Here is a 14,606-nt window from a genome sequence, read left to right as displayed (position 1 = left end):
GCTACGTGACATCGCCCTTGGCTGGGAACCTCGGAGGAAGGGGGATTGGCTCCCTCTCCTCCGGGGGACCGCGGCCAGGGGCGATTTTGTGTTGCAGCGCCTTTCCCGCGGCCCGCGCTGCCCCTTGCCGCCATCACTGTGAAGCCGGACGCATTTAATCGTGTGCGGGCGCAGACATTGGCAATACTATATTCCGCGATATACAGTTTATTTGGGCCGGCGGAGTGTCATGTACTCGTAACAATGCAGTCATATCGGCGTCAGCGAAATGTAACCGAAGGTTCACGAAAGGACCCGAAAAGTGAGGAAAAGCATACGTATTTCGGCTGTGGCGCTGGCTGTTTCGGCCGGTTGGGCATTGCCGACTCAGGCGAGCGCGGCCGACGCCGCGTCCGTGCAGGAAGAACTGGCCGCCATGCGTGCCCAGATGCAGGCGATGGCGCAGCGGATCGATTCGCTGCAGGCTGAGCTTGCGACGGCGCAGGCCCAGGCCGAATCGGCCAATCAGGTCGCGCAGGCGGCCACCGAAACTGCAACGGCAGCCAAGACCGCCGCCGAAAAGGCACCGCCGGTCAAGGTGGCGTGGAAGGGCGCGCCGCAGTTCGAAGGCGAAGGCGGCTGGTCGTTCAAGGTGCGCGGGCGCCTGAACATCGATGCCGGCTTCAGCGACTATCCCGACTCGACCGGCCGCCAGGACGGATTCGGCAGCGAGATGCGCCGCGCACGCCTTGGTGTGCAGGGCGAAATCCCCGGCGGGTTCGGTTACAAGGTCGAAGCCGATTTCGCGGGTGGTGACGCGGAAATGGCCGATGCCTATGTCAGCTACGAGGATGGCGGTCTGGAACTGGTGGTTGGTCACCAGAACAATTTCCAGTCGTTGGAGGAACTGACCAGCAGTCTCAACACCTCGTTCATCGAACGCGCGGCGTTCACCGATGCCTTCAACTTCGAAAGGCGTCTCGGCGTGTCCGCGCAGTACAAGACCGGCGACTTCCTAGTGCAGGGCGGCGCGTTCTCGGACAACATGAACGACCTGCCGAGCCGCGATTTCAGCGTCGACGGCCGCGTGGTCTACATGCCCAAGCTCGGTAATACGCAGCTGCACTTCGGCGGCTCGGTGCATTATGCCAAGCTCGTCGAGGATGGCTCGACCGTCCGGTATCGCCAGCGTCCGTTCGAGCACTTTACCGGCGAACGCTTCATCAACACCGGCTCTTTCGGCGCGGATTCGGAGCGCGGCCTCGGCCTCGAATCGGCCGTCATTGCCGGTCCTTTCCATGCCGCGGGCGAGGCCTACTGGCAGAAGGTGTCGCGCAGCGGCTTTGCCGATCCCACCTTCTTCGGCGGCTATGTCGAAATGGGCTATTTCCTGACCCAGGGCGACTCGCGCGGTTACAAGAACGGCAAGTTCGATCGCGTCAAGCCGACCCATCCGGTCGGCAAGGGCGGTATCGGTGCCATCCAGGTCAATGCGCGTTACGACTATCTCGATCTGACCGATGCAGGCATCGTCGGCGGAACCCAGAACGGATACGAGTTCTCGGTTATCTGGACCCAGACCGCCTACACCCGCCTGATGCTCAACTATGCCCGCCTGCAGTACGACGACGCCGTCTATCCGACTGCGAGCGGCGACACGTCCTACGGCGCCAACGTCGTGGCCATGCGCGCGCAGATCGATTTCTGAACGCGTCGTTGCGGGCGGCGTCTTGCATCGCGTCCGCCCCGCGCCTAGACCCCCCGGGAAACGGCACGATCGTGCCGCTCCCCGGGGCGCTCTGGCGCCTGTCTCTGATGTGAAAATGACCGAAAACCGAGGTTTAGCCGTCAAATTCGATTCGCTCCGACAATGTCACGTCTTCGTCATGGAAGTGTCATTGTAGCCCAATAGGGGCGTACCAGAATGAAGCCCGAGGGGTATTACTATGCGATCCACCAAGACCATCATCTTCGCTGCCGTTTCCGCGCTTGCGCTCAGTGCCTGCGGCGGCTCGGGCGGGGCCGGCTCCGGCGCGCGTGACTATGTCACCGCAGTCGGTTCCTCGACCGTCTATCCGTTCGCCACGGCCGTGGCCGAGCAATACGCCAAGACCACCGGCAACAAGTCGCCGGTCATCGAATCGACCGGCACGGGCGCGGGCATGAAGCTGTTCTGCGCCGGCGTCGGCGCGCAGCACCCGGACGTCGAGGACGCCTCGCGCCGCATGAAGAAGTCCGAATACGAGCTGTGCCAGAAGAACGGTGTCACCGACATCGTCGAGATCCAGGTCGGCATCGACGGCATTGCCTTCGCGGAATCGAAGGACGGCCCGAACATGATGCTCACCCCGACCGACATCTACAAGGCGCTGGCGGCCAACCCCTACGGCGAGCCGAACACGGCGAAGACCTGGAAGGACGTGAACCCGTCGCTGCCGGCCGAGCCCATCCTCGTCTATGGTCCGCCGTCGACGTCCGGCACGCGTGACGCTCTCAAGGAACTGATCCTCGAGGCCGGCTGCAAGACCGACGACGCAATGAAGGCGCTCAAGGAGAGCGACAAGGACAAGTACGAAGAGGTCTGCCACCAGATCCGCGAGGACGGTCCCTATGTCGACGCCGGCGAGAACGACAACCTGATCGTCCAGAAGATCTCGCAGAACCCCAAGGCCATCGGCATCTTCGGCTACTCGTTCCTCGAAGAGAACGCCGACAAGCTCAAGGGCGTGCCGCTCTCGGACGTCGAGCCGACCTACGCGTCGATCTCGGACTTCAGCTATCCCGGTGCACGTCCGCTCTACATCTACGTGAAGAAGCAGCACCTCGCGCCGATCCCGGGCCTGAAGGAGTACGTCAACGAGTGGCCGAAGCTCTGGGGACCGGACGGTCTGCTCAAGAAGAAGGGCATGGTCATCTCGCCCGACGACGTTCGCGCGAAGAATGCGGAGGTCATCGCCAACATGACCCCGCTCGATCCGTCCGTACTCAAGTAAGAAGGACCTGACGGCCAGTTATGATTCTTACGGGGGTTTTCCTGGCCGTCATCGGCTTGGGTCTCGTCGGCTGGTTTGCCGCACGGGCCCGGGCACGGCTGCTGTATACCGGTCGGGGCTCGATGCATTCGATGCCCAACTACCACGGCTGGCATATGGCGCTCTGGATCATCGTTCCGGCATTGATCGCATGGGCCGCCTGGTCCGCGATCATGCCGGGACTGGTCGATTCGGTCGTCATGGCCGATCCGGCCGCGGCCTCTTTGCCGCCAGATGCCATGCACCGCGACGCGATCATGGCCGAGGCGCGCACCCTGGCGGCCAATCCCAACGCGCCCGTATTCAACGCCGAAGCACAGACCATTGCCGAACCGCTCCGCGCGGCACAGACGCGCTACGGTCTGATCGGGGCCTTGATCATCGCTATCGTCGCCTTTGCGGGCGGCGCTTTCGGCTTTACCCGCATACGTCCGGATTTCCGGGCTCGCACCCATGTCGAACGTGCCGTGCTGGGCCTGCTCCTGCTCGCCTCGCTGATGGCAATCCTGACCACGTTCGGCATTGTCGCCTCGCTGCTGTTCGAGGCTGGGATGTTCTTCAAGGACGTTTCGCCGATTGCCTTCCTCACCGGCACCCACTGGTCGCCGGGCAATGCCATCGGCACCGACATCGACGACAATTTCGGCGCGGTTCCGCTGTTCTGGGGCACGATCTACATCGGCGCGATCATCGCCATGATCGTCGCCATCCCGCTCGGCCTGATGAGCGCGATCTTCCTGACGCAGTATGCCTCGCACCGGGTTCGCCGCTGGGTGAAGCCGATCCTCGAGATCCTCGCGGGCATCCCCACCGTGGTCTACGGCTATTTCGCTGCGCTCACCGTGGCGCCGATCATCCGCGATTTCGGCGCGACGCTGGGCATGGCCAACCCCTCGACCGAGAGCGCGCTTGCCGCCGGTCTCGTCATGGGCGTGATGATCATCCCGTTCGTCTCCTCGATGGCCGACGATGCGCTGGCCGCAGTGCCGCGTTCGATGAGCGACGGCTCGCTGGCGCTGGGCGCGACGCGATCAGAGACGATCAAGAAGGTGCTGCTGCCGGCCGCGCTGCCCGGCATCGTCGCCGGTGTCATGCTGGCGATCAGCCGCGCCATCGGCGAGACCATGATCGTGGTCATGGCCGCCGGCGCCGCCGCGCGCCTTTCGGCCAATCCCTTCGCCTCGATGACGACGGTGACCTACCAGATCGTGCAGATGCTGACCGGCGACCAGGAGTTCAACAGCCCCAAGACGCTTTCGGCCTTCGCGCTGGGCTTGGTGCTGTTCATCGTCACGCTGGTGCTCAACATCATCGCCCTGCGGGTGGTGAAGAAGTTCCGGGAAGCTTATGACTAATCCGCACTGGCAATCGGACGCGGCCGCCAAGCGCATTAGCCGCCGCAACGCCGCAGAGCGCCGCTTCAAGCTGCTCGGGCTGGGGGCGATCGTACTGTCGCTCTCGTTCCTCGCGCTGCTGCTGTTCATCATGCTCAAGAACGGCCTGGGCGGTCTCGACTGGAGCTTCCTGTCGGGAACCGATTCGACCGATCCGGATACGGCTGGCGTCTGGGGCGCGACCAAGGGCTCGCTGCTGACGATGTTCGTCACGCTGCTGCTCTCGTTCCCGATGGGCGTGCTCGCCGCGATCTACCTGGAAGAATTCGCGCCGAAGAACCGCTGGATCGACCTCGTGGAGGTGTCGATCAACAACCTCGCCGCGGTGCCTTCGATCATCTTCGGCCTGCTGGGCCTGGCGGTGTTCATCAACACGCTGGACATGCCGCGCTCCTCGCCGCTGGTCGGCGGTCTGACGCTGGCGCTGATGACGATGCCGGTGATCGTCATTTCCGGCCGCAACGCGATCAAGGCGGTGCCGCCCTCGATCCGCGACGCCGCGCTGGCCGTGGGCGCGAGCAAGGTGCAGACGGTGTTCCACCATGTCCTGCCGCTCGCGCTACCTGGCATTCTTACCGGCACCATCATCGGCATGGCCCGCGCTCTGGGCGAAACCGCGCCGCTGCTGATGATCGGCATGCGCGCCTTCGTCGTTACGCCGCCGGGCGGGGTCACCGATCCTTCCAGCGTGCTGCCGATGCAGATTTTCCTGTGGTCGGACGAAATCGATACCGGCTTCGTCCAGAACACATCCGCCGCCATCATCGTCCTGCTGGTCTTCCTGCTGGCGATGAACGGCCTTGCGATCTACCTTCGAAACAAGTTCGAAGTACGCTGGTAGGGACATGACCGAAACCAAGCTTACAGCCAGAAACGTCGACGTTTACTATGGTCCGAAGAAGGCGATCGACAACGTCTCGATCGACATCGACAACGGTATCGTCACGGCTTTCATCGGTCCGTCGGGCTGCGGCAAGTCGACCTTCCTGCGTTCCCTGAACCGGATGAACGACACCATCGCCGATGCCCGCGTGACCGGCGAGATCCTGCTCGATGGCGAGGACATCTATGCCGCCTCGATGGACCCGGTAGCCTTGCGCGCGCGGGTCGGGATGGTGTTCCAGAAACCCAACCCGTTCCCGAAGTCGATCTACGAGAACGTGGCCTACGGGCCGCGCATCCACGGCCTTGCCGCAAGCAAGGCGGACATGGACGCCATCGTCGAGAGCGCGCTCACCAAGGCCGGTTTGTGGGAAGAGGTGAAGGATCGCCTGTCGGACGCCGGCACCGCCCTGTCGGGCGGTCAGCAGCAGCGCTTGTGCATTGCCCGTGCCATCGCCGTGAGCCCGGAAGTGATCCTGATGGACGAACCGTGCTCGGCGCTCGACCCGATCGCGACCGCGAAGATCGAGGAGCTGATCGACGAGCTCAAGGAAAACTACGCCATCGTCATCGTCACGCACTCGATGCAGCAGGCCGCGCGCGTTTCCCAGCGCACGGCCTTCTTCCACCTTGGCAACCTCGTGGAATATGGTGAGACCAGCGAAATCTTCACCAATCCGCGCGAGGTTAAGACCAAGGACTACATCACCGGCCGCTACGGCTGAGAAGGAAAACGCCATGGTCGATCATACCGTAAAGGCATTCGATTCAGAGATCGGTCAGCTTCGCGGCCTCGTTGCCGAAATGGGCGGGCTCGCCGAAGTCGCCATTCGCGATGCCATTACCGCGCTCACCCAGCATGACGAGACCCTGGCCAACCAGGTCGTCGCCGCCGACGCCAAGCTCGATGCGCTCGAGGCCGAGGTGGACCGCCTTGCCGTGCGCACCATCGCCCTGCGCGCGCCGATGGCCGACGACCTTCGCGACGTCATCGCCGCGCTCAAGATCTCCGGCGTGATCGAGCGCATCGGCGACTATGCCAAGAACATTGCCAAGCGCGTGAATGCTCTCGAAGGCCGCAACAAGATCGAACCCGTCACGCTGGTCCCGGCGATGGCCGACATTGCCGAGAGCATGGTGCGCGATGTCCTCAATGCCTACGGCTCGCGCGATGCCACGCTGGCAGTGGAAGTGATCCGCCGCGACCAGAAGCTGGACCAGTTCTACAACACACTGTTCCGCTCGCTGCTGACACACATGATGGAAAATCCGGCGACGATCACCAGCGCCGCGCAGCTCCTCTTCATTGCCCGCAATCTGGAACGCATCGGCGACCACGCAACCAACGTCGCCGAAATGGTCTACTATGCCGCGACCGGCGAGTATTGCACCGAACGCGATTCCCAGACCGACGATACCGGGAGTATAGCATGAACGGCACTGTGCTCGTCGTCGAGGACGACACCGCGCTTTGCGAATTGCTGACGTGGAATTTGAGCGCAGAAGGATACGAGGTCCGCTCGACCGGTGATGGCGAGGAAGCCTTGCTGATGGTGCGCGAGCAGACACCCGATGCCATCGTTCTCGACTGGATGATCGAGCAGGTTCCCGGGATCGAAGTGTGCCGCCAGATCCGCAAGGACAAGGAAACGGCGCAGGTTCCCATCATCATGCTCACAGCGCGCGGTGAGGAAGAGGACATGATCCGCGGCCTCAAGACCGGTGCCGACGATTATGTCACCAAGCCGTTCTCCCCGCGCGAGTTGCTGGCCCGCATAGAGGCGTTGCTGCGCCGTTCGCGCCCGTCGCTGGCGGGCAACGTGCTGCAGTGGGGGGATATCGAACTCGATGCGACCTCGCACCGGGTGCGCCGCGGTGGCGAGCCGCTCCATCTCGGCCCCACCGAATTCCGCCTGCTGCGCTATTTCATGGAGCGTCCCAACCGCGTCGTGTCGCGCCAGCAGATCCTCGACGGCGTGTGGGGCATGGACTCCGACATCGACGAGCGCACCGTGGACGTCCACATCCGCCGTCTGCGCAAGGCGATCAACCGTGCCGGGGACACCGACCCGATCCGCACCGTGCGGGCCGCCGGATATGCGATGGACGTGAGCTGAGGGAGGTACCCCCCTCTTTCCAACAAGCCAGATTCCCGAACGGATGGCTGGGATCGGCATTCCACTGATCGCTCCCGCGCCTTGCGGGGCGTTGACAGCACACTAAGGTCGCGCCCGAAACTACAATCGCGGGAAGAGCGTCCATGACTGGCAAACTCGGCTTCGGCTACCTCTACGATTTCCGCAATCCGGGGCCATGGCGGCGTGCGCCCGAAGAGCTCTATCGTGACGTGCTCGATGCCGTGGTGGAAACCGAGGCGCTCGGCTTCGACGGCGCCTGGGTGCCCGAGCATCACCTGGCGAGCGACGGTTACATGCCTTCGCCGATGGTGGCGCTGTCGGCGATCGCCGCGCGGACCAGCCGCATGCGTCTGGGATCGGGCATTGCGCTGGGGCCGCTCTACGAGCCGGTACGCTTCGCCGAAGACTGCGCCGTGCTGGACATCCTCTCGGGCGGCCGCCTCGCGATGGGCATGGCAATCGGGTACCGGGCCCGCGAATATGCCGCCCACGGCCTCGACTTCAAGAAGCGCGGCGCCCGCTTCGACGAGTTCCTGCACGTCGTGCGCCGGCTCTGGGATGGCGAGACCGTCGACTTCGAAGGCAAGTTCTTCAACGTGCGGGGCGCGCAGGTCAGCCCGTTATCCAGTCGCGGCCAGATACCGCTCTACATCGGCGGTTTCGCGCCCAAGGCGATGGAACGCGTCGCGAAATACGGCGACGGATATTTCGGCAATGCCGATATCTGGCCGCTCTATCGCGAGAAGCTGGAAGGCCAGGGCAAGGACCCGGCGCAGGCAAAAATCTGGATTCAGGGCCTGATGATGGTCGTCGCGCACGACAAGCAGGCCGCGCTGGACGAACTCGCCCCCTATTACCTCCACGTCAACAATTCCTACGGCGCGTGGATGAACGAGGACAAGGCGTTCGGCATCGAAGATGCTGGCATGAAGCCGATGGACCTCGATGCCTTCAAGGCCAGCGGGATCATGCAGGTCTTCACGCCGGATGAGGCGATCGCCTATTTCAACCGGCTGCTCGAAAAGGCTCCGGTGGAGCATTTCACCATGATGATGCCGCCCGGGCTTCCTGCGGAGCGCTTCCTCGAATATGCGGGCATCTTCGCAAGGGACGTGATACCGGCATTCCGGTGAGGGCAAATGAGCGACGGGGTACAGGAACCAGCGGCAATCGAGGAACGCCGGGCAGGTAGCCCGCAGTCGGTGACCCGCGTCATCCGCCTGCTCGAGGCCCTGTGTGCCAGCAATGAACCCGTTTCGCTCGCCGACCTGAGCCGCCGGCTGGGCACGCCCAAGAGCAGCCTTGCCGCCCTGCTGCGGGGTCTTGCCGACGAAGACCTCGTGGTGGCGTCGGACGGCGCCTGGCGGCTCGGCCCCGGCGCTTTCGGCCTCGGCAGCGCGCTCACCGAAGCACGCCGGCGCCTGCACAGTTCCGACCTGATCCGCGAAGGCATGCGCCGCCTGTGCGAGACCACCGGCGAGACCGTGCTGCTGGCGGTGGGCGACCACGAGGGCGACATGGTGACCTATGTCGATCTCGTCGAAAGCCGCAATGTCGTGCGCTATTCGGTGACGATCGGCGATCGCCGTCCCTTCTATGCAACGGCGGGTGGGCGCGCGCTGCTGTCGACGTGCTCGCCCGAGGCCGTTTCCTCCTATCTCAAGCGGGTGGCGCCTGAGCGTCTTGCCGAGACGACGGAAATCGATCTTGAGGCGCTGGAGCAAGCCGTCGAGCGGGCGCGCAAGGATGGCTACGCCCAGACCGTCGACCAGGCCGCGCAAGGCGTCACCGGGACCGCCAGCGTGATCCGCGATGCGGCCGGCGGCGTGGTCGGCGCGCTGGTTGTCGCGGCCCCCAGCGAACGCGCGCAGGGCCGGCTGGACCAGCTGGCACGCCAGACGCTCGAGGAAGCGGCTGCGATCTCGCGCAGCCTCGGCTTCCGCTAGAGCGCCAGCATCCTTTCCAGGCTCCGGCCAAAGCCCCGGTCCGACCACAGCGTCAGGAAATTGGTCGATACCAGCAGGAAGCCCTCGACCACCTTGTCCCGCCGGATCAGCGGATCGAACGGACCGCTCGCCTTGCCGAGATCGGGCATGCGGGCGGCCACGAGCGCGGGCAGGTCCATCATCAGGGCCAGGCCCGTCAGTGCCAGCGACAGGTCGAAGTGCAGGTCCATCAGGTCGCCGGCCAGGGCAGGGCCGTCATGCGCCGTGAACTCATCGCGGTAGTGGTCGAGCAAGCCGCCCAGTTCCGCGCGCAGGAACGCTGTGGGCGCCGCGGATAGACCGCCCCAGAGCCCCGTCGTCACGTTCATCGGCCGCACCATGCCCCAGTCGAGCAGACCGCAATGCAATGTGCCATCGGCCTCGCGCCAGAACCACGCATTGTCGATGTTGGCGTTCCAGTGGCAGACGGCGATGAAGCGGGGATCGGCCTGCAGGAACCGGCGAACGGCCTTTTCGTGCTTCAGAAAGTCACAGGCTTCTGTCTCGAGCCGGGCAAGGAAGGCGGGGGCGGCAAGCTCGGCAGGAAAGAGCTGCTCATGGCCGGCGATGAATTCGCCCAGCGCCGCTACCTTGCGTTGCAGATCGTCTTGCCCGTAGCCGATCGGCAGGTCTGCCTCGGCCACTGCCCGATCATAGGGAAACAGCGCTTCCAGCTGCGGGGAGAGCGCACCACGATGCTGGGCAGCGGCCAGCCTGCCCTGCGCCGAGACGAGGACCCGGTAGTATTCCAGGGGATCGGGAAGAAGGTGATCCATGCACTTTTCGTGCAGCGGCTCGACGGCGCCTTCGCCGAATGCGACGCGTTCGGTAACCAGCAGGCCGGTGCCGCTCTCCGCCTCGAAATCGCCGAATACCGGGCGTGGGACCGCCACGGGAAAGGCGGGCAAGCGCGACAAGGCGGCAAGGCGCACTTCGCCGTCGATCTCGGTGCGCCGGCGGTCGCGGAAGGGATCGTCGAAATCGCGCGAGAACTTGGCGAACAGCCGGCGCGGCAAATCGTCGCCCGGCTGCGCATAGCTTACGTCGAGCAGCGCCTTCTGGCCGGAGTTCCCGCCGGAGAACAGCTCCAGCCGGTCGACGGAGCGAACCCGGTTGTCCGGCGCCAGCGTGCCGTAGGCGTGCATCGCCCGCGTCAGGAATTCCTCGGGCGCCTCGCGCAGGGCCTCGACGCTTGCAGGCATGACGACGCCGGTGGCATCGCCGATGGCGGCTTGCGTCATTCCGGCTCGAACACCATCAGCACGTTGCCGGGCATCTTCGAGACGAATCCGTAGCCGGACGAAACGATCAACTGGCCGCTGTCGACGATCGGGGCTGCGCCGCCGCTCATGGCGCCGCCCTTTGCGGGCACGCCATTGACGGTCGGGACGTCCTGCACGGCATCGAAGACCCAGAGCTGCTGGCCGGTCGCGGCATCGAGCGCGCGGACGTACCCGTCGTCACCGCCGGCCAGCACCAGTTCCGGCGTAACCGTGATCGCGCCGCTGTTGCCCGGGAGGCAGAGCGGCCGGCCTTTGCAGACATCTTCGGGAGCAGGGGCATTCCACAGGACTTCGCCGGTCTTGAGGTCGAGCGCATGGATGCCGGGCGCTGCCGGGAAGGGACGCTCCACGAAGTCGGGCATGTCGCTGATGGCGACATAGACGCGGCCGCTATCCTCGGCGATGCCGAAGTGTACGCCGCCGGCCATGCCGCCGCGGCCGACCTGCCGTTTCCAGATGAGGTCGCCATTTTCTGCATCGACGGCCCAGGCAATGCCCGATTTCTGCCCGCCGATCACGTAGTCGCGGCCCTCGGCATCGGTGGCAAGGATCGGGATCGCGCCGAAATCGTAATCCGGTCCGGCATCTTCCGGGCAGTTGTCGGGATCGGGCGTGACGCAGTCGACATTCCAGGCATCGCCTGCGAGCGCCTGGAAGTGCCACTTGATGGCGCCGGTCTTGAGGTCCATCGCGACGAACGCGTCGGATAGCTCCGTTGCCGGATGCGTATAGTTGTCGCCGGTCGCGACGATGAGGTTGCCGCGCTTGGTATCGATGGCAATGCCTGCCCAGACCGGGACGCCGGATGGCCCGAGGGACTTGCCGCCGGACTGCGGCTCTGGCTTGTCGACCAGCCACTTGCGCCACTTTTCCTCGCCGGTACGGGCATCAAGTGCGAGAATGGATCCGCGGAACGAGCAGCAGACGTAGCCGGGCGTGGCTGCAGAGGCTTCCTCCAGCGACGAGATCGGGACGTAGAGCGTGCCCTCGTACAGGGCGGGGCTGGCGGTTATGACCGCAGCGGGATGCTCGTCCGCATGGACTTTCCAGACCAGCTTTCCGGTGAAGGCCTCGACCGCGTAGGCATTGCCCCGCCAATCGCCGAAAAAGGCCAGCGGCACGGAATCCGTGTCGTCTGCCGTCCATGGGGACAGGACTATGGCAGTGCGCACTTCCGATCCCGCTTCGAACGTCCAGCGCGTGCAGCCGGTTTCCCGGTCGAGCGCATAGACCTTGCCGCCATGGCTGCCGACGAAAATGGCGCCGCCGCCCAGGGCGGGCTGCGAGCGGGCGCGGTTGGCGAGAGGGAAGCCGAAGGCCCACTTGAGCTTGAGGCGGCCGATATTGCTGCGATCCAGCCCGGCCTGCTGCGTCGGGACCGAATGGGTCGCGGCAAGATCGAGGCCGGCACCGGCAAAAGCGGGCACCTGCTTGCGGTCGAAAACGGCGTGGTCGGGCGTACAGGGCGGCGGTTCGGGCAGGTCGGCCTTTGCGCTGCCCAGTTCCTGGCCGGAAAGGAACTGCGCGACCTGCTCCTTCTGTTCCTGGCTGAGAATCGATCCCTGCGCCTGCATGGCGCCATTGGTGAGCGTCGCGACAATTGCATCCGGTGTCATGTAACCTAGGATGATCCGGGCAGGGGCGCGGCCGGCGCCGGTGTTGTGGCAGGCCGCGCAGTTCGCCTTGTAGATTGCTTCGCCCTCGGGAAATTTATCCCGCTTGGGCATGACGCCCGGCGTATTGTCGACGGTCTCGCCCGAAAGCGAAGCGGGCAGGGCCACGGCCAAGGCGAGCAACAAGAACGCCAGCGCCAGTATCAGCCTGGCCGGACGCAGCGCCGGATGCGTGTGCATGAAACCCCTCTCCCGAATCCTTGTTCGGCAGATGGAACAGCAATTGCCGCGAAGCGTCAAACGATAGGGCGGCCTGCGGCCTTCAGGCCGCTTCCTTCAGGCGGTCGGAGCCGCCATTGACCGCCGAGGCGATGGCCCGCAGGAACTGGTCGGTGGCACGTTCCCACGAATAGAGCCTGCCAAGCGCGGCGGCGTCCGCGCGCTTTACTGTCAGGGCGGCGGCGATGGCGTGTTCCAGGCTGTCGTTCAGGGCGCCGCCCGGCTGCGGCATCGGGCTCTCGACACCGCGGCCATCGGTGCCGAGGATGTCCCTGGGACCTGTCACCGGATAGGCCGCGACCGGGGTTCCGCAGGCGAGCGCCTCGATGACGACGAGACCGAACGTGTCGGTCAGGCTCGGAAAGACGAAGCAGTCGGCGGCGCGATAGGCCGAGGCCAGTTCTTCGCCCGAGAGCGCACCGAGGAACAGGACGTCGGGATAGCGGCGCTGCAGGCTTTCGAGCGCCGGCCCGTCACCGACCACGACCTTGCTGCCGGGAACTTCGGCAGAGAGGAAGGCTTCGAGGTTCTTCTCCGGCGCGACGCGGCCGACGTTCAGCAGGACCGGGCCGGGCAGGGCGGCCATCGCCGGGTGCCGTTCGCCTTCGGGGCGGAAAAGCGCATGGTCGATGCCGCGGCTCCAGGGTCGGGTATGGCCGATGCCGCGCCCGCCAAGTTCCACGGCCAGGCTTCGCGTGGAAACCAGCACGGCGCTGCTCGGCGCGTGGAAGCGCTGCAGGATCGGCCAGAAGTACTCGGCGCTCAGGCCCGTGCGCACGGCGGCGTATTCGGGAAAGCGCGTATGGAACGCCGAAGTGAAGGGGATTCCGCGCGACAGGCACCATCCGCGTGCGGCCCAGCCTATGGGGCCTTCGGTGGCGATATGGACGATTTCCGGCTGCGCCTTGTCCAGCATCCGCCGGACGCCGAAACGCGGCGCCATGGCGAGGCGGATCGAGGCATAGCCGGGCATCGGCACGGTCAGGAAACGGTCGGGCGTGATCGTCTCGACGTCGTGGCCGCGCCGGGTGAGTTCATCCAGTGTCGCCGTCAGCGAGCGGACGACACCGTTGACCTGCGGGAGCCAGGCGTCGGTCGCCAGTGCCAGCTTCACGTGGCCGGCTCGACCGGTGCGCCGAGAGCAGGGACCGTCGTCGCCAGCCCGCCGGTTTCGGCGACCCAGTCGATGATGGCGACATGACCCGTGGCATCCTCGGCGAGCGCAGTGCAGCTTTCCACCCAGTCGCCGTCGTTGTAGTAGGTAATGCCGCTGAATTCGCGGATCTCGGCGCAGTGGATATGGCCGCACACGACCCCGTCGAAGCCGCGGTTGATCGCTTCGCTGGCCACGGCTTCCTCGTAGCTGCACACATACTGGACCGCGTTCTTGACCTTCTTCTTCATGAAGGCCGAAAGCGACCAGTACGGCATCTTCAGCCGGCGGCGCACGGCGTTGAAGGCGATGTTGGCGCGCAGCAGCAGCGAGTAGGCCTTGTCCCCCAGGAACGCGAGCCACTTGTGGTAGAGCACCACGCCGTCGAAGGCGTCACCGTGCGTGACCAGCAACTTACGCCCGTCGGCCGTCTCGTGGACCGCTTCCAGGGCGAGTTCGACGCCGCCGAAGGTCAGCCCCGCATAGTCGCGCAGCATTTCGTCGTGGTTGCCGGCGACGAACACCACGCGGGTGCCGCGATGCGCCATCTTGAGGATGCGGCGGACCACTTCGTTGTGGGCGTCGGGCCAGTACCAGCCCTTGCGCAGCCGCCAGCCATCGACGATATCTCCGACGAGATAGAGGGTCTGGCACTCCACCGAGCGCAGGAAGTCCACCAGCATCGTCGCATTGCAGCCCCGCGTGCCCAGGTGGACGTCTGATATCCAGATCGTGCGGTACTTGCGCTTGGGGCGAAAGCCCTTGGGATCGGGAAGGTCGAGCCACTCGGGAATGCGGTTTCCGGTGCTCGTGTGCTCTTCGAGAAGGGTATCCATTTCCGTACGCATCGCTCGGTAGCCCCCGTTGC

Annotated in this window: 13 protein-coding genes; 9 read left to right on the top strand and 4 right to left on the bottom strand. The window is 65.0% G+C overall.

What is annotated here, in order from left to right; genetic code table 11:
- Positions 1–301 precede the first annotated feature (301 nt).
- The 9 genes from LK12_RS15080 to LK12_RS15040 all read left to right on the top strand — a co-directional run bounded on the left by LK12_RS15080 (position 302) and on the right by LK12_RS15040 (position 9,371).
- Positions 302–1,687 carry an OprO/OprP family phosphate-selective porin gene (locus LK12_RS15080; RefSeq protein WP_039285787.1) on the top strand — a complete coding sequence of 462 codons (1,386 nt, stop codon included), beginning with the start codon at positions 302–304 and terminating at the stop codon, positions 1,685–1,687.
- Between the two features lie 238 nt (positions 1,688–1,925).
- Positions 1,926–2,972, top strand: a complete 1,047-nt coding sequence (locus tag LK12_RS15075; protein WP_039285784.1) for a substrate-binding domain-containing protein — start codon at positions 1,926–1,928, stop codon at positions 2,970–2,972.
- A 20-nt stretch (positions 2,973–2,992) separates the two neighbouring features.
- Positions 2,993–4,366 (top strand): phosphate ABC transporter permease subunit PstC, encoded by a 1,374-nt coding sequence (pstC, locus tag LK12_RS15070; RefSeq protein WP_039285782.1) that lies wholly within the window; start codon positions 2,993–2,995, stop codon positions 4,364–4,366.
- Positions 4,359–5,246: a phosphate ABC transporter permease PstA gene (gene pstA, locus LK12_RS15065; protein ID WP_039285780.1), complete on the top strand. Its 888-nt coding sequence runs from the start codon at positions 4,359–4,361 to the stop codon at positions 5,244–5,246. The genes pstC and pstA overlap by 8 nt, the downstream gene beginning before the upstream one ends.
- Positions 5,247–5,250: 4 nt before the next feature.
- The gene (gene pstB, locus LK12_RS15060; RefSeq protein WP_039285778.1) at positions 5,251–6,012 is read left to right on the top strand and encodes a phosphate ABC transporter ATP-binding protein PstB; all 762 of its coding nucleotides are present in this window, start codon (positions 5,251–5,253) and stop codon (positions 6,010–6,012) included.
- A gap of 13 nt (positions 6,013–6,025) precedes the next feature.
- Positions 6,026–6,721, top strand: coding sequence for a phosphate signaling complex protein PhoU (phoU, locus tag LK12_RS15055; RefSeq protein ID WP_039285776.1), 696 nt, complete (start codon positions 6,026–6,028; stop codon positions 6,719–6,721).
- Complete coding sequence (phoB, locus tag LK12_RS15050) at positions 6,718–7,404, top strand: phosphate regulon transcriptional regulator PhoB (protein ID WP_039285775.1); 687 nt, start codon at positions 6,718–6,720, stop codon at positions 7,402–7,404. Before phoU ends, phoB begins: the two co-directional genes overlap by 4 nt.
- A gap of 143 nt (positions 7,405–7,547) precedes the next feature.
- The gene (locus LK12_RS15045; RefSeq protein ID WP_039285773.1) at positions 7,548–8,558 is read left to right on the top strand and encodes an LLM class flavin-dependent oxidoreductase; all 1,011 of its coding nucleotides are present in this window, start codon (positions 7,548–7,550) and stop codon (positions 8,556–8,558) included.
- Positions 8,559–8,564: 6 nt separating this feature from the next.
- Complete coding sequence (locus LK12_RS15040) at positions 8,565–9,371, top strand: IclR family transcriptional regulator (RefSeq protein ID WP_039285771.1); 807 nt, start codon at positions 8,565–8,567, stop codon at positions 9,369–9,371.
- Here LK12_RS15040 and LK12_RS15035 read toward each other — a convergent pair.
- From LK12_RS15035 to LK12_RS15020, 4 genes are all read right to left on the bottom strand, one after another.
- A complete protein-coding gene (locus tag LK12_RS15035) occupies positions 9,368–10,651 on the bottom strand; it encodes a hypothetical protein (protein WP_039285768.1) in 1,284 nt (427 codons plus the stop codon). The two genes, LK12_RS15040 and LK12_RS15035, sit on opposite strands and share 4 nt — an antisense overlap.
- Positions 10,648–12,546, bottom strand: a complete 1,899-nt coding sequence (locus tag LK12_RS15030; RefSeq protein ID WP_039285766.1) for an outer membrane protein assembly factor BamB family protein — start codon at positions 12,544–12,546, stop codon at positions 10,648–10,650. Before LK12_RS15030 ends, LK12_RS15035 begins: the two co-directional genes overlap by 4 nt.
- Positions 12,547–12,628: 82 nt before the next feature.
- Entirely contained in the window at positions 12,629–13,699 is a 1,071-nt protein-coding gene (locus LK12_RS15025) for a glycosyltransferase family 4 protein (protein ID WP_039285764.1), read from the bottom strand.
- Positions 13,696–14,586: a UDP-2,3-diacylglucosamine diphosphatase gene (locus LK12_RS15020; RefSeq protein ID WP_039285762.1), complete on the bottom strand. Its 891-nt coding sequence runs from the start codon at positions 14,584–14,586 to the stop codon at positions 13,696–13,698. The genes LK12_RS15025 and LK12_RS15020 overlap by 4 nt, the downstream gene beginning before the upstream one ends.
- Positions 14,587–14,606 lie beyond the last annotated feature (20 nt).

The sequence above is a fragment of the Novosphingobium malaysiense genome (genome assembly GCF_000802225.1).
Lineage (GTDB): Bacteria > Pseudomonadota > Alphaproteobacteria > Sphingomonadales > Sphingomonadaceae > Novosphingobium > Novosphingobium malaysiense.
Note: the sequence above shows the minus strand (reverse complement) of the source record. Positions and strands in the feature narration are given on the sequence as shown.